The organism is Bacillus cereus, assembly GCF_002561295.1.
Lineage (GTDB): Bacteria > Bacillota > Bacilli > Bacillales > Bacillaceae_G > Bacillus_A > Bacillus_A cereus_S.
On the sequence record NZ_NTUG01000010.1, the window covers coordinates 1 to 16,172 of the forward strand.

Below are 16,172 nucleotides of genomic sequence, written 5' to 3' on the forward strand. Positions count from 1 at the left end.
TTAAGTTGATGGATGTGTGGAAAAACCCCTATAAGAACACATTTATAGAAAGTACTACATTACAAGTAAGATGGAGAAATGGAGATTGTAGTTGTAGCAATAACGATGAGAGAATTGGAAAAGTTACTTATATTCCGCAAATGTATATCAATTCCTTATCAGAAGATACAGCAAATGATGTTCTTCAAGCTAAAATAAGAGAAATCTTATTACAAAATAGTGAGAGTAGGAATTTTTGGGATAGCAAGAAAAATGAAGATAGCAGATTAAAGAGCGGATTAAGTAGTAAAGTATCGAAGTTTTTCGAGCATATACGGAAATTTGAAGAATTAGAGAATCAGATAATTGATATAGGTAATCTAGATTCTATTATAAAAGAAAAAGACAAACTTCATTCGCAAATCGAAGAAAAAATTAAAGCAGCAAACCTTACACAAGAAGATGAAGAAGCCATAAATATAAAAGAAGAAACTAAAGAACAAATCAATCAGCGAATAGATATTACGAATAGACGTAAAGAGAAGGCGGATGAATTATCGGGAAATTTATCAGTAGCATTTGAATTAGTTAATGATAAATTGAAAGGGACAAGTAGTAATGATGATGATTTCGCACAAATAATTGAAGAACTTAGGTTAGCAATTAGTAATGCTTTTGTAAATGCACAAAATCTAATCACTGAAAAAGCACAGCAATATAGTGTAGAAATAGGACAACAGAATGGAATGTTGAATCAGGTCAATGAAGAATTAACGCCGTTATTGGAAAAGCTAAGAGGAGCTACAGAGATACAGGGGCTTAGAGATAAGATGGAAGAACAGGAAAGCTACATAAAACAGATTGCGACAATTGAAGAAGAGAAAAAAGTATTATGTGTAGAACTGTCATCAATACAAGAAGAAATTGTGCATGATATTTCTAAAATGTTTGAATTGAAGAGAGAGATAGCAAGATACTTTAATTCTAGGCCTTATTTTCAGGATATAAAACTTAATGCATATATAACATTTGATTATGTAGGCTTCGAAGAAAGATTTTTATCTATGTTTAATAGACGAGGAAAGTTAACAAAAATATTCCCTGGTTGTGACGAACATGAGATTTTTGATGAAGATTCACAGTTTATTTTTAAGGAAGAGAGTTATATACAAAAATTAATATTTTTATTCGAAACTTTATTGGCTCAAGATGAAAATAAATTAAGACGGAGTTATGCCAAACAACAGGCGGTAGAATATCTACTAAGTACATATACAAATGTAGTTTTTGATTTGGAACGAGATGGAGATACATTAACCAAAATGTCACCTGGAAAAAGAGGTTTAGTGCTATTAGAGTTATTTTTAGATATGAGTAATGAAAAACATCCAATTTTAATAGATCAACCAGAAGATAACCTTGATAATAGGACTATTTCAACAGACTTAGTAAAATTTATTAAGAAAAAAAGCCCTCAAAGGCAAATTATTGTTGTAACACATAACGCAAATTTGGTGGTTTTAACGGATAGTGAAAATGTTATTGTAGCTAATCAAGACGTACAATTAAATGAGAATGAATCATATCGCTTTGAATATATAACTGGTGCGTTGGAATGTGATTTTCTAGAAGAAGGTAGTAAGAAGCTAATCTGCAAAGGAATAAAATCGCATGCTTGTGAAATTTTAGAAGGTGGCAGAGAAGCTTTTGAAATGAGGGAGAAAAAATACGGATTTTAATTTGTGTGTTCTACTTGGGGGTGTTTAACATCTCCGAGTAGAACTTGTCTTTTTTCATCCTAGTAATGACCCAACAACAGGCCGTGAAAATATTGAAGTAACAAAACATCTGGAAGAATCAGGGGGAATATTGATGTTGAATTGTTAGACCATGTTATAGTTTGCTCTGATAGTTTTGTTTCTTTAAAAGAAAAGGGATATATCTAAATTATATGGAAAAGGAGGGAATAATTAATTTTATTCTCTCTGAATTTTATTTTACTCTATCTAATATTACGGTGAATGGTATCATAAATAACGGCAAACCAAATTGATCCAGGTAGATGATTTATTATCTGCCTGGATCAATTTGGTTGTTTGCATTCGATGTCCACTGTATTCCTGCTTTTTCATATGCATGGATTAGCGACTGATTATATTTTTCTGCTTTTTTATTTATATCATCAATAGATTTGGAAAATTTATTACCACTGTTTACATCCTCGTTGTTTATAGCTAATTTAGAATACTCAGCAGCTTCATTTAATTTATTAAAAATTTCAAGTAATAATGCTTGTGGCTCGTTCATATTAGGGTTAAATTCTTTCTTAGAAATCTCATTAATAATTTTTTGAACATTGTCTTCATTTTGTTCTATATTGATCAAAAATCGTTCTTTTTCTGCCTTGTTTGATATCCCTTGATTATAGTTGTTTATTAATTCATTCATAAGAGGATAAATGTTCTTATATTTTCCATTAAACCAATTCACATCATTAATAAGTTCTGTTGTATTAGTATCTGACGCCTTAGTTACTTTTCTTACAATTGTATGATTTTCTTGATAAATAATGTATCCACACAAGATTACAAGGGAGACTATAATAGGAGCGAGATAAATTGTTGCAATCTTTCTTGATTTTATTAATAAGGTGGATAGAAAAAAACCTGTAATCAAGCCTCCGAAATGCGCGGGTATACTAATATTTTCCCCAGTAAAAGTATAAATCACATTTATGGTTGTTACGACAAAAATATACTTTTTTGTCGTATTATCAATATATGCATTTCTTTTATAAATTAAAGCTAAAAATGTTCCTAGCATACCATAACCTGCACCAGAAGCTCCACCTACTACGACTTCAGGAGTAAAGTATATTACAAATAGTCCACCAACTATACCTGATAATAGAAAAATAATGCCTTGACGGAAACTCCCAATAATCCGTTCTAGGGGAGGAGAAAGAATTAAGATAAATGAAATATTGCATAAGAAATGAGGAACTCCTCCAACATGCGGAAATAAATATGTAACTAATCTAAAGTATTCGCCATTTGAGAAAAGCGGTTGAGATAGTCCTCCATATTTAATTACAGTATGGATATTGGTGGATCCTCCGTCTATGCACGTGAAAATAAATATTAGTGTGGTAATAAAAACAATAATAGATGTAACTGGATATCTTTTTATAAAGGTGATTAAATTTTCATTCCGTACAAAAATCGACATAATTACCTCCTTTTCAATTATTTAAAAAGCTGATGATAAAAAAGTAGATTGGTACAATATTCCTACTCGTATTATGATACTTATTTACTGGATTTTTTACAATACTGTTCTAATGCACTAACGTAAGGATCTTGCAATTAATCTTCAACACTTAGACATACTGATACCATTACTCTAGAAGAGGGATATGATCAGTATGGAATAGCAACATTTGTTCAAATTAAAACATTATCAGCCTAATATTATTTTATTAATGGTGAGATGGTATCTAGCATACATTCTTACTTTTCATGATTTAGTGGAAATGGTTGGAGGGGGAGGTGTCGATAGTTCATATAACAATTATGCGTGAGATTTATCAACATAGATTTGAATTGTATAAAAAATCACCTAAAAAAGACATGAAAGATGAAACGCTTTAAGTGTAGGACAAGTTATTATTATACAGAAGATAACAAGTGTACGGTAAACTCCAACTTAATAAATATATATTATTTATATGAATTAATACAAGAGGGGTTGCTTTTCAGATGAAGAGCAGCCCTTTTTCTTATGATTGGAGGAATAAAAAATGGTATATCGTGAAATTAGGACAGGGAAGCAAGGTGTATTAGAGTCACCTGTTGGGATGAATCAACCAGCAAAACGAGTCGACATCGTAAAATTAAAAATGGTCAAAGAGAGTAGTCTTCTTTACAAAGAAAGAAGAGTAAAATCACCAGAAGATGCAAGTTTGTTGTTTAAGCAATTTCTAGATGGGGCTGATCGAGAGTATTTTATTGTACTCTGTCTGGATATAAAAAATCAGCCTACTGCTATCAATGTTTGTCATATTGGTAGTTTGAATTCTAGTATTGTACATCCACGTGAAGTTCTGAAACCAGCAATAATTTCAAACGCAGCTTCAATTATTGTTTTCCATATAGGTAAACTATATATGGGGCGTAATTAAACTTTGTTGTAATGATGGGCATATATATATTTCGCCCATTTTTTGATGAGCGAAATTAAGAGCTGTATACAAATGTATATCTTCTTAATTATAAATAGGCTAATTTTTTTCCTCTTGAAATAAACTAAATTCTTTAATCAATTCATTTAAGACAAAATCTATCGATTGTATTTGTCTTAATAAATTGTCTCTAATACATGAAAATTCATTTTTATTTATTTGACTTTTAAATCCTAGTTTTAATACATTAGCAGCAGCACCGTATTATTCTGCAAAATCAACTTTTACTTATGCTAATGGAGGAATTTCTACTTCAGACGCGTATACTAGTAGTAGTAAGACCAGTAAAAAGCAAATTAATTACATTTACGCTAAAGCAAAAGTATATGTAAATGGTGTCTATAAAAAGTCAGCAAGCGAAGGGAATTATAATTCTTCACACGCTGGGGCTCAAACTTTTGCAGGTGAAACTTGGTTTGAAGACGGTGAGACATACGGAAATCACAAGTTCCAACATAGTGGTTACCAGACTTGGGAGCCAGAAACATACGGAACTTGAAAATAATTTCCCAGAGCAAATTAGGAATGTTTATCTAATTTGCTCTTCCTATTTTATTAATTAAAAAGGGGGGGATTTAGTGAAAAGGAAGATTCTTTTTTTTACAATGTTATTAATCGTTATGTTAATTAGTGGTTGTACTCAAGGGAACGAAAAAGTGGGGAATTCAAAAAATAGTAATATTAAATTGGAAAATACAAGCTTTAGCTCAAAAATTGAAAGTACTGCCGATAGAGATAAATTACCAAACGCAACTAGTGGTGGAATTAGTTTAGGGTTGTATAACTCAAATGGAGAAATTGAGACAAAATATAACTTTGATATTGAGGAAAATCAAAGTATAAAAAAATTTCTTTCACTTGGTAATCTAATTGAGAATGACAGAGTATACAAGTTAATGTTATTTATTGATTATAAACAAGCGGACTTTAAAGTAGATAATAGGGAGGCTAGTAAAGAGTTCACCTTTAAAATGAAGGCAGGACAAACCTTAGAAATACCATTTGAAATCGCACCTCAAAAAAAGGGATTACATGATATGTTATTTGTAATTGCTAAGTATCCAGATAATAAAAGTCTTGATGAAGATTTTAGAAAGAAAACAGATTTATCAAATCTTTTATTTTTTAGGTTTAGTACAGTGGTTGGAGGAGATGAATCATTACCAGAAAACATTAAGTTTAATGAATATGGTGAAGTAAAAGCTTCTGACGATTTGGATGGAGTATTCATGTCTAAAACTGGCGATTTTAAGCGTTGGTTAACAGAAGATGTTTCCAAAAACGAAACATTATCATTCCATACAAAAGTCGGGAACAACAGTAATCAAAAAAGTACTTATGCATTAATTACACTTATGGATTGGAAGGCAGTTAATATTGTAGGAGACAAATCAACGGTATTTTTCGAATTACCTACAAATACAATTGTGGATCTTAAAACTGAAATTCCAATAAATAAAGAACCAGGAGTATATGATTTAACCCCAATTTTAGTACATAATCCTTTTCAAAAGTCAGATGTGACTAATGGACAAGTAGAGACTGCGATAAGAGTAGGAGTTAATGTGCAGAAATAATAATAGCGAAGTATATTAATTCCCAGTAAATTTATTACAAAATGAGCTTGTTCAAATTAAATAAGAGCATGTTTTGATTAAGTTTTTTCAAAACATGCTCTTTCTATTTGTTATTATATCAGGGTTATTAGTGTTAATTTGAAAAAACTTTATTTAAAAGTTACATTTAACGCCATTTTAGATTCCGAAATGCTTGTGGATAGGGATCAGGAATTTGATCTAAGGATAGGAGAGGTGGTACACGGCCATTATGATTATTCGTTCGGGATATCACTTGTTCTAGGGTGATGATTTCAGGATGATTAGCAGAAAGAATTGCTTCGATATATCTAGAAAAGGGTAATATTATTCCCTGACACTTTGGCCGGGGATAATTAATTTCTTTCTGTAATGTCACCCAATATATAATATGTTTTAATTGTTCAAGTGTAACCGTAGTGCCATTGAGAGTCAGACTGTTAAGGTTCATGGACATATTGTGGTTTGTGCGCAGGCTATAATGATAGATTTCGTATAAGAACTTTAGAATTATTCGCTCAGAGTTTTGTTTTGATACGTAAACGTATAATTCCCTGGGATACCACGAACAGAATATTGCGCATGTGCAATATTATAATTCAAATATTCGTTAGATTCGACTGCCTTGTCATATTCTTTAACAAGTCCATCCATAACCTCATTAATATTGGAGTTTTTGGATTTGTATGTCATTGTTATATTTTCTTCTTGATTATTAATATGCACTTTTATTTCCTTTTGAAATGCATCTAACAGCTGTCCATCAGGTCGTGAACTATTATTTGTGGATTTAGCATTTGGATTCCAAACACCATTACTTTCCAAGTAGTACTTTTTACCATTATCTTGGATCCAGTCTGTTTGCATCACTCTGCTTCCGTTGAAGTAATACCATGCTCCGTTTATCTGTTGCCAGCCTGTTTGTTTCACACCTTTTACATTATAATAACTCCATACTGAGCCCGTTTGTTTCCAACCTGTATCAGCACTAACATAAGTAGCTACTGTCGATCCCATAACTGTTAGACGGACTGCCATAGCTAAAACTTTTATATTCTGTTTCATAAATCCAATATTCCCCTTCTCTTGATCTATTTATCTATCAAACAGTAACACTAGGGGCGTTGCAAAACTAAAATAAATATTCATAATTATAAGTCGCTCAATTATTATAGACAATAAAACGAGATTTGAAGTCTATAATTATGTTATTATAACAAAAATGATTGGAAAGAAAATAGCTTTTATCCCGCATTAACGGGCTGTAATACTCCCACCTCAAAACTTAAGAAAATGCGAAGAAATTTAGGTGGGAGATAAACAGCCCATAAAAGCCCGATTGGTTCAACTAACAATCAGTGGTGGATGGAAAAACCCCCACTGATTGAAGTTTCACTTTATCATTCCCTTGTGTGTCAATGAATTAACTATCTAAACTAATTAACTGGATTGTTTTTTTCTTATCTTTTTCCCTCACTGTCATCTATATCCCAAACTTTCTCTGCATATTGCTCCTGGTGAATTTCTGAAGGAGGAATAATCGTTATAATATCTAGCAACACTCCATTGGGATCACTTGTGATAAAGTGGCGTTGACCGAATTCTTCATTTCGCAGTGGAAGGTGCAGGGGAAGTTTTTCCTGGATGATTAATCTCTCGTACCATTTATCAACATCGTCAACTTCAAAGTTGAGAATCAGCCCATTTACAAGTTTGCGAGAATTTGAGGGGATTGTTTCATGGAAAGCGTTCAGTATTGCAAGCTCAAACGGAATCTCATTTTCCGTTTTTCGCAAACTAACATACCAATCGGATTCAAATACCGCTTCAAATCCAAAGTGACGTTTGTAAAAACTTGCACTTTTCGCAACGTGATCCGTCGTTATTACAGGGTAAAAGCTATTAACCTTCATTTAAAGCCCCTCCTTTTAATGGTGAATTCTTAATTTTCTAAATATCATCATACATATTATATGAGTAAACGTCAAATAATACCAAAATATACAATAAAAGTTGATTTTAGTGTTATTTGACGTTTATCACATCACAATCAAGCTAAGAAAAGCAAATACCCCAAAACGATAAAATTGGCATCTCCCGGTGAAAATATACAATTTTTTGTTTTGGGGACGTTATAGAATTCTTAAGTTGATGGGCATGGGGCTATTTCAGAATCTTAGGTCGATGGGTATGGACGTTTACTTAGATAAGGAAGAAGATGCTGATAAAATACAACAACTTCGTGATAGAAGGTTTATTTTTACAGAGGAAGACAGAGAAGTACATCTTGTTGACAATGATACGAATAAGCGATTATTGGTACAACTTTTGGAAGAGAGATTTCCAAGTATACAAATTACAGGAATGGAAACTTGGAGTGGGAGAAGAAACAGGGAAGCGCACATTCGATATGTTACAGCCTATATTGGCGAATTACATGAAATTTAAACAAAAAGGCTATTTGAATAAAGGCTAGTGAACCAGTTTTTAACACTCACTGAAATTAAGAATCATAACATACTTTGTAATAACTTATATGGAAGTGAGTTGAATAATAATGTTTTATTCATATTTTGATACCCAAGCTAGAATGCGTCCGTATGGTACGGCGGGTATTACGTATAGCGGAGCACAAAGTACAATTCAAGCTGTTCAACAAGCGTTGCAAATGCAACAAATGCAACAAGGTATACAACCGTACTATTCATCCACGGAGTATTATTACCCGATGCATCATATTACGCCATATGAAATGTCTTTTTCAACGATCCCATATGGAACTGTATACAATTTATAAAAAAATATGTAGGGAATGAGGTTAAGTATTTAAATAAGGGCGCAAGGAAATAGCGCCCTTCTAATAAATTTATATTAAATATATAGTTTTTAATTTTAAATGTGTGATGAGGATAGAAAGTTAGCCACTAAGATTAGAAAAGAAGCTATGAAGCAATGCGGATTAAAAGATAAGTAATTTAAACAAAATGATCCTTTTAATAGAAAGTGAGGAATAACAATGGCATTAGGAAACCGAGGAATGCATTTTGAGAAGCTTATCAATCTATCAAATGAAATGTACCAACGTGAGGGAGTGGCGCTTATAAACAAGCGTCCGACTCCTGTGAAGGTAATCAAAAGTAGAGGGGGCCAGGTAACAAATGGATTCTATGAAGCTAAAAGCACAATAGACTATGATGGCGTGTATAAAGAACGAGCTGTCGCATTTGAGGCAAAATCAACTAAGAGCCTTACACGATTTGATTTAAGTAACATTGCGCAGCACCAGTTAGATTACCTGGAGAAAGCAGGGAAGATGGGAGCGGTGTGTTTCTTCCTTATAGAATTCAGTAAGGACCATACAATATTCTTGGTGCCTGCATCAGTGATTCAATCTTATGTAAGGATGTCTCATCAACCGAATGGCAAGAAGTCTATATCAAGAGTAGATTTTGATATTTATGGATACTTAGTGGATCAGACAGAACGGGCACCAGTTGATTACTTACAATACATTGATGAAGCAATAACCCCAGTTATGTTTGATGGCATGATTCAATTTGATCAGGATCATAAGAGAGTAACAGATAACATAGAAGCGGCAAAAGAGAAGATGGCCAACAAGAAACGTAAATTATTAAAGGCTTAATGGATAGCGGAACAATGCGCAATAGTGTAGTGGGGGCTATGTTAATGCGCACTGTTCCCTTATTCAGAAGATAGGTATTTAAATTTCACATACCTAATAGAAAGTAAAAAATAACAAAATTGAAATAGGGGGATTCGGACATGGGGCAATTATCATTCTTTCCAGAAATCACAAATGAGGAATACCCTTATGGTCAAGTGAACCGTGGAATAAAAAGTGTAGGACGGGACCCCAGGAAAGGGCAAAAACTAAGAGTGTTATCTCAATCAAAAATGAGAGCAAAACGCTATAAATAAAGAAGATATTGAATCATAAATCAATATCTTCTTTACTTTCAAAAGGACCTGCTCAATTAATACGTAAAAGCATAAAGTAAAGTGAACCCGTTAAAATACATGAGTGACACCCCTTGTTTCCCCTCTTATCAAAAGGAGGAATTATCATGGGCTTTGGTGGTAGTTGTGGCCACGGCGGCTTTGCAGGAGGATTTGCTTTATTAGTTGTATTGTTTATTTTATTAATCATAGTTGGGGCTGCTTGCTTCTGCTAAAAAAACTATCAGAAAAGACACTCTTATAAGAGTGTCTTTTTTTTATGGGGTAGCACCACACATCCATCAACTTAAGGTTTTGAATTATCTCCATAACGAGAATTTTATACATCGCTGACTTTTTTAAAATTGTGTTAGTTAATTTAAAGATAATTAAGAAAGCCACCCCTATAGCTAAGAATGGCTCTTATATATAAAACTTAATGAATTGGTATATACTTCTTGAAACCCTTACTTATAGTTCCATTATAACCATTTTTAGCAAAGAATTTATGTGCTTCTATTCTAGTTGTACTACTTAATAAAATAATTCTTGTGGATCCTCTTGCAATTGATAGCTGTTCTACATGTTTTAGTAATTTTTCACCTATCCCATTACCTCGAAAATCTTCATTTACAATCACATACTCTAAAACGGTATATGGCCTAAATTGATATCCAGGATCAAGGCAAAAAGTCATAAATATACTTCCTTTAACCTTACAATCTTCCTCATATACAAATAAAAAATTATTAGAATCATTCCTTATCTGCTCAATTCTTTCTGGTAAAACCTTAATGTTTTTACTATGTGGTGCTAATTTTTTATATAGATTTTCAATTACATTACTATCTTTTGGTTCAGCTTCACGAATCATATAATTACCCCCGCTATTAATATTGATACATCAATGGTTCGAGCTATTCTAATATTACATCTTTTGACTCCATTGTATCCTAGAACAATACTTTTTTGGTGCAATTTAGATAATAAGAGGGTTAAAAAAGAGAATAGGAGGTATGGCGTTTTTTAATTTTATGGATACAATTTCTCTTAAGTTGATGGGTATGGACGTTTACCAACAAAAAGTAAACTAATAACAAACTTATTCTTCATAATGTATTCTCCATAATGAATTTGTAAAAATCACTCCCTTTTATATTCTGATAATAAAGAAAAATAACAACATTATAAATAATAGCTTGTATATGACATATTTGTAAGTTATTATAAAGTGAATGTAATATTTATACGAAGAGTAGGGTATTAGTTCTAGGTGAATAATTTCAAAAATGGGGGAATAAGTATGAAAAAGTTACATGCATTAGCATTATCAATGGGTTTAATGATTTCAGTTGCTGTTGTACCTACTGCTACCTCTGCAGAAAATACAAATTTACCTTATTTGAATGAAATTAAGAAAATGCAACCTGACTTAAGTACATCGGAAATAATTTCAAGTATTAATGAAATGGCAAAAAATACAGGGAATACAAATGAAGCGATAGCTAAACAGATTTTTAAGGAACTTAAAGCAGATGAAGAGCAAGGTAAAAAAGATGCAAGTAAAAAAGTAAATACATTAGGAGGAAGTGGTGGCACCGTTCCAGTAGGGAATAGTAGTACAGGTAATTTCTTTTACACTGGTTCATATACTGCATATTTGAACCATGGACATGTTGGTATGTACTATAGCTCAAGTCAAATTGTAGAGTCGGTACCGCGTTCTGGAGTACGTACAATTAGTACAAAGTCCCGTTTAGTTGATAAAGGTGACGCTGTTGTAAAATCTGTAAAAACCACTTCACTAAATAAATCCAAAGCTGCAGGGTGGGTGAAGAGTCGAGTAGGTAAAGATGGATATTCCTATAATTTTGCTACAAATAGATATACATCTCATTATGGAGATAAAAATTGTTCAAAACTTATTTGGTCAGCGTATAAACTTAATGGTGGTTTAGATTTGGATAAAAATGGTGGTGCTGGTGTATATCCGAGAGATGTTCGTGATGCAAAACAAACTTCAGTAGTTCGTTATATTTAATAAAAAGAAGTGCAACGAACCAACTTGTTGCACTTCTTTTTGTAAGAAAGGAATAATAATTTTATGAAAAAGGGCTTATTTATTATTTTAAGTTTAGGCTTGATCGCAATTTTAATTTATTTTTTCTTTTTTCGTAACGCTAATATAAACTCTATATCCCAAAAGGAGATTCAACAAACAGATTTTTTGAAGGATAAACAGGCTGTAGTATATCTATCTTCTACAGCTGATCAAGATATGGATGGTCAAGGGATTAGTTACGCAATATTTATCGATAAAAAAGGAAGAGCAAGTGGTTATAAAATGAATGGCTTAGAACTTGGCGGTATAAGTGTTTCCGGAAATAAAAAAGAAATTTTGTTAGAGAGTAAAAATAAACTAAGGGTTATAGGAGAGAATTTTAAAGAATTTGAAATGAAATACCAACATACAGGTGAACAGAGAGGCTATTTAGATAAAGAAAACTTATTTGTAAATATTTATAATTCGGGTGTTAATGTTGATACTGGAGGATATAATTCAAATGTTGTATATCTTAATCAACAAGGTATTCATACAGGGAACATCCCACATTATCTTATGAGTTCTGGAATGGTTGAAGACGCTGCGTTAGTTATAACTGCAGACTTAGATGAAAAACAATATAGTTTAAAAAAGATAACTTTTAATAATTTAAAAATGGAAATTGAAGATGTTAGCTCGATTGAATTGAATAAAAACAAGGAATATTCGAGTTATTCATCCGTTTTAAGTGATTCAAAGTATTATTACAATGTTTTAGTTGAAAGTGATGGTGCAAATAATGATAAAATTTACCTTTTACGTATTGATAAAACAACATTAAAACAAGAGTTAATTTTATTGTCTCCTAAAGCAGACCCAACAGCTTCCATACCGTTTACAAAGAACAACTCTACACATCTATATAATAATGAACTCTATTTTATAAATGGATTAGGGGAAGTTACTACGTTTCATACACAAACTAATTTGATAAAGACTAAATTTAAGATTGATTACCATGTAACTGATGGTGTTAGATACAATGAACAAACATATTTCAAAGACGATCAGTTATATGTATTACGCTATGATGAAAATAAAACAAACAAATATTATTTAGAAATTTATTCTTTGAAAAGCGGTAAAAAAATGAAAGAAATTGAAGTTACAGGAATGAATGAAATTATCAATTCTGTTCGAGGAGGAAAAAAAATTTACGCTTATGATTTTAAAATGCTATCTTCAACAAATTAAATCAATAATCTAACACACATTATTTTTCATCATGTTACTTGTAGGTGTACGGCAAAATGCCCATCAACTTAAGAATTTTCATTACCCCAAGTACAAAAAACGTTATTCTTTCTAAACAATCTAAATTAGAAAGAGTGACGTTTTTTATCGTTTCAAAAGGTAAGTCTTTATATTTGTTTTGATACTAACATATTTTATGACATATCAGAAAGAGTTAACAGCTGAAAACTTCAGAGATTGAACTACCCCCACTTAGCTACGCTTAAAGTGTGGGATTCCTACGAATACCAGCGTAACCGCTAGTTATTTAGAAGGCAATTCCTGTAGTCCCTACGGTTGATACGAAATTCGTATGGTCTTTCAGTCTTGTTTTCAGTTTGACACTTGGTTTTCGTGTCATAAGTTTGATGCTTTTTTTCTTTTTGCGACTCTTGAATGTTATAAGCAAACGACAGCCAACAGACGAATTCTATTTACAAAACTAGCACCACAATAGAATTCGTTCAAAGATAATTTATTGAAAATATACAAAAACACTTAGTTTTTCCATTTCACCTATACATACTTAAAATAGCAACTTCTTGTTTTGGAAATCTTTCAATAGACCATCATTGAAGAAAGGGGATATTTCATGGATGTTAAAACCTTTGAAAAGCTTCAGACATTACGTAGATATAAAGAGCCGATACCAGCAGTACTGCGGACAGTAAAGCGAACTGATAAGGATAATCCTGATACTGAATATGCGGAGTTTGCACTTGAGAGTGGGAAAATTATAGGGATTTGTAAAAAAGAAAATTTTTCAGATCATGCGTTTAAAAGTATTACCCAGTTTACAGGTCATATCTTTCCTGTCATTATTACACAAATGTCTGATGAGATAGACGTAAATAAAGTACAAGTTTCTGTAAAAGAGGCAAACCGAAGAGCTGCGGATTCCTTTATTCGTGAATTAATCGAATTAGAAGGAAATGATAAGCTACAGGAACCAACCTTTGAAGCTGAGGTTACTGGATATAACATGAACGCACAAGTACCAACAATCTTCTTGCGTATCAATGGAGCAGAGTGCTTCATGAAATTGCATGAATTAAATTATGGGAGAGTTTATAAAAATGAGGTAGAACGCTATGCGCAAATTGGAGAACGTATACCTGTTAAAGTGCTGCAATACAATCCACAGCAGCGTCTCATTCATGTTTCGAGAAAAGCAGCAGTAGAAAATCCATATCAACTCTTAGCAGATTTATCGGAAGGCGACACAATCGTTGGACGTGTTGCAAATGTAGATCCAAGGTTCGGCGTTTTTGTAGAACTAGATCAAGGCTGCACCATTAAAGGAATTGTCCCTAAAAATATAGAACAACCAATCCTAGGTGACGTGGTTAGTTTGAGAATTGTTAACGTAGATATTGAAAAGGAGAGAGGGTCGGGTGTTATCTTTAAATTCCCATTTGGGCGTAAAAAAGTTAACGATCCAACGGCCTTTTTATTTTCCTAATGAATCCTCCTCAAGTAGCTGTACAAGGAAATGGCAAGGCAATTCAATATTGGCTGAATAGGGACAATACGTTATCGCTTTGGGATGACCCATCCTTACGGGGAGGGCCTATCCTACCGAATAAATTCAAACCATTAACTGACTTAAGGAGTATTTATGACCGATTAAACTCTGGATTTATTAATGAAAAAGATAATTTAATACTAAAGTTAATTTGGGATAGTTTGGCGATTACGGAAGCACAAATTAAAAATTTTGTGGAATCTAAAATAAGTCGCAACCAAGTATCAGAATCTCTAAAAAAATTAGTTCTATATGGATTTGTGAGCCGCTGGGAAGTGCGTTCGGAATTATTCCCAGATCAACCGAAACCATCTGCACCTATTACATTAAATACAGCAGGTCACTTAATGATGTGGGCTTACCATAATCGGAATACGAATTATTCTTTAAAGCCTGAACAATGGATGAAATTAGGTGTTGCAGGTGTGCAGCGATTTGTTTCATTAAATCAAATCAAATATGAATTCGCGGTTGGTCAAAGGCTATTAAGTAGTTGGCATTGGTATCCGAAGCTAAAAGCAAATACGAAAGGGTACAATCCAATCGCTGTTGGAGCAGTAAAGACACCAGTTGGCGAACAAAATTTTATATTTGAACGTGTACAACAAGGACAACAATACGTAAAGCATATAAAGTCACGATTAAATATTTGGGAAGAACAGATAGGATCTGAGGGTCTATTACATTTTGAAAATATCAATACAATCCCTGGAGTTTTTATATTATCTATATCAAATCTTGCTTTAGCAGAACATGTTCGAAAAGAGCTTATGTTAGATTTACGTAGAATTCCCATCATGCTTTTAATCGATGAGTGTATGCAAAATGAAGGGTTTGCTAAAGCGTTCTATATTGCAACGCAAAACGGCATACAACAAGCACCTTTACCATTTTTGAAATAAGATAAGCTGTATTTGGTGACTTTGCCAGAGCAGCTTATCGCATTTTATCTCTATTTGCAAGGCAATAAGTTATTCGAAAAATTATACGGATTTTTTATATTAGATTTAATATTTTATTTATTTCAATTGTTTTAATGTGGTAATATCATCTAAAGTAGTATGAATTTACCAAAAAAACTTATCGATATTATCATAGGGGGATACATATGAAAAAAAGAGTTGTTTCAATTATTTTATCAACTTCATTATAACCATCCGCAATGAAGGCTTGCTTTTGTTCTTCTGATAACTCTTCAAATGTCACTCTTTCAGAATTACCTTTTGTTATAAACAACTCTTCTGTTTGCTCTTCTGCTTTAGATGTTGTAGCAAACAATCCTCCAGTTGATACTAACAATACGACAGACAGTAATAGCTTTAACAATTTTTTATTTAAATCTCTCCTTCACTGATAACATGTTAAAACCTCTTATCTATTAGAATGTTAATAGTATAACATTGAAGATAGGGAGATATTGGTATGTTTTTCATTTCACAAATGATAAAATATGAAATGTTATATTTAGGTTTCAAAATATTGAGTGGAGAGTGATTATAATTTGTACATTTAATATAGCAATTTATGAATCATATA

The 16,172-nt window shown here is 32.4% G+C and carries 15 protein-coding genes and 4 pseudogenes; 14 read left to right on the plus strand and 5 right to left on the minus strand.

Annotated elements, in window-relative coordinates; all coding sequences use genetic code 11:
- Positions 1 to 1,718 (plus strand): coiled-coil domain-containing protein (locus CN373_RS25510; protein WP_346426377.1); only part of this gene is annotated, 1,718 nt, incomplete at its 5' end.
- 55 nt (positions 1,719 to 1,773) lie between these two features.
- Positions 1,774 to 1,925: pseudogene (locus CN373_RS25820) on the plus strand (JAB domain-containing protein); the annotation flags it as partial.
- Positions 1,926 to 2,049: 124 nt separating this feature from the next.
- On the opposite strand, the gene CN373_RS08290 reads toward CN373_RS25820, so the two are convergent.
- Positions 2,050 to 3,207 (minus strand): rhomboid family intramembrane serine protease, encoded by a 1,158-nt coding sequence (locus CN373_RS08290; protein ID WP_098359070.1) that lies wholly within the window; start codon positions 3,205 to 3,207, stop codon positions 2,050 to 2,052.
- A gap of 253 nt (positions 3,208 to 3,460) precedes the next feature.
- On the opposite strand from CN373_RS08290, the pseudogene CN373_RS25825 reads away from it, so the two are divergent.
- From CN373_RS25825 to CN373_RS08300, 3 genes and pseudogenes are all read left to right on the plus strand, one after another.
- Positions 3,461 to 3,593 (plus strand): annotated as a pseudogene (locus CN373_RS25825) (IS6 family transposase); the annotation flags it as partial.
- A gap of 185 nt (positions 3,594 to 3,778) precedes the next feature.
- A pseudogene (locus tag CN373_RS08295) lies at positions 3,779 to 4,129 on the plus strand (JAB domain-containing protein); the annotation flags it as partial.
- Positions 4,130 to 4,797: 668 nt separating this feature from the next.
- The gene (locus CN373_RS08300; RefSeq protein WP_000823301.1) at positions 4,798 to 5,796 is read left to right on the plus strand and encodes a hypothetical protein; all 999 of its coding nucleotides are present in this window, start codon (positions 4,798 to 4,800) and stop codon (positions 5,794 to 5,796) included.
- A gap of 555 nt (positions 5,797 to 6,351) precedes the next feature.
- On the opposite strand, the pseudogene CN373_RS26010 reads toward CN373_RS08300, so the two are convergent.
- Positions 6,352 to 6,879: pseudogene (locus tag CN373_RS26010) on the minus strand (transglutaminase domain-containing protein); the annotation flags it as partial.
- 395 nt (positions 6,880 to 7,274) lie between these two features.
- The gene (locus CN373_RS08310) at positions 7,275 to 7,727 is read right to left on the minus strand and encodes a VOC family protein (protein WP_000867847.1); all 453 of its coding nucleotides are present in this window, start codon (positions 7,725 to 7,727) and stop codon (positions 7,275 to 7,277) included.
- A 277-nt stretch (positions 7,728 to 8,004) separates the two neighbouring features.
- Between CN373_RS08310 and CN373_RS08315 the strand changes: the two genes are divergently transcribed.
- The 5 genes from CN373_RS08315 (at position 8,005) to CN373_RS08330 (ending at position 10,010) form a co-directional block, all read left to right on the plus strand.
- A complete protein-coding gene (locus CN373_RS08315; RefSeq protein WP_232297292.1) occupies positions 8,005 to 8,262 on the plus strand; it encodes a hypothetical protein in 258 nt (85 codons plus the stop codon).
- A 109-nt stretch (positions 8,263 to 8,371) separates the two neighbouring features.
- The gene (locus CN373_RS08320; RefSeq protein ID WP_098359071.1) at positions 8,372 to 8,611 is read left to right on the plus strand and encodes a DUF3947 family protein; all 240 of its coding nucleotides are present in this window, start codon (positions 8,372 to 8,374) and stop codon (positions 8,609 to 8,611) included.
- A gap of 219 nt (positions 8,612 to 8,830) precedes the next feature.
- Complete coding sequence (locus CN373_RS08325; protein ID WP_098359072.1) at positions 8,831 to 9,460, plus strand: Holliday junction resolvase RecU; 630 nt, start codon at positions 8,831 to 8,833, stop codon at positions 9,458 to 9,460.
- A 140-nt stretch (positions 9,461 to 9,600) separates the two neighbouring features.
- Positions 9,601 to 9,756 carry a hypothetical protein gene (locus tag CN373_RS25515; RefSeq protein ID WP_165770710.1) on the plus strand — a complete coding sequence of 52 codons (156 nt, stop codon included), beginning with the start codon at positions 9,601 to 9,603 and terminating at the stop codon, positions 9,754 to 9,756.
- A gap of 146 nt (positions 9,757 to 9,902) precedes the next feature.
- Positions 9,903 to 10,010, plus strand: a complete 108-nt coding sequence (locus tag CN373_RS08330) for a YjcZ family sporulation protein (protein WP_000505687.1) — start codon at positions 9,903 to 9,905, stop codon at positions 10,008 to 10,010.
- Positions 10,011 to 10,210: 200 nt separating this feature from the next.
- On the opposite strand, the gene CN373_RS08335 is transcribed toward CN373_RS08330, so the two are convergent.
- Positions 10,211 to 10,648: a GNAT family N-acetyltransferase gene (locus CN373_RS08335; protein WP_000617456.1), complete on the minus strand. Its 438-nt coding sequence runs from the start codon at positions 10,646 to 10,648 to the stop codon at positions 10,211 to 10,213.
- Between the two features lie 429 nt (positions 10,649 to 11,077).
- Between CN373_RS08335 and CN373_RS08340 the strand changes: the two genes are divergently transcribed.
- The 4 genes from CN373_RS08340 (at position 11,078) to CN373_RS08355 (ending at position 15,538) form a co-directional block, all read left to right on the plus strand.
- Positions 11,078 to 11,815, plus strand: a complete 738-nt coding sequence (locus CN373_RS08340; protein ID WP_000733099.1) for a YiiX/YebB-like N1pC/P60 family cysteine hydrolase — start codon at positions 11,078 to 11,080, stop codon at positions 11,813 to 11,815.
- Between the two features lie 63 nt (positions 11,816 to 11,878).
- Positions 11,879 to 13,072: a hypothetical protein gene (locus tag CN373_RS08345; protein ID WP_000715528.1), complete on the plus strand. Its 1,194-nt coding sequence runs from the start codon at positions 11,879 to 11,881 to the stop codon at positions 13,070 to 13,072.
- A gap of 631 nt (positions 13,073 to 13,703) precedes the next feature.
- On the plus strand, positions 13,704 to 14,573 hold the full coding sequence (locus tag CN373_RS08350) for an RNA-binding protein (protein ID WP_098359073.1): 870 nt from the start codon (positions 13,704 to 13,706) through the stop codon (positions 14,571 to 14,573).
- Positions 14,573 to 15,538, plus strand: a complete 966-nt coding sequence (locus tag CN373_RS08355; protein WP_098359074.1) for a hypothetical protein — start codon at positions 14,573 to 14,575, stop codon at positions 15,536 to 15,538. Before CN373_RS08350 ends, CN373_RS08355 begins: the two co-directional genes overlap by 1 nt.
- A gap of 190 nt (positions 15,539 to 15,728) precedes the next feature.
- Here CN373_RS08355 and CN373_RS08360 read toward each other — a convergent pair whose 3' ends face one another.
- Complete coding sequence (locus tag CN373_RS08360) at positions 15,729 to 15,962, minus strand: hypothetical protein (RefSeq protein WP_000916094.1); 234 nt, start codon at positions 15,960 to 15,962, stop codon at positions 15,729 to 15,731.
- Positions 15,963 to 16,172 lie beyond the last annotated feature (210 nt).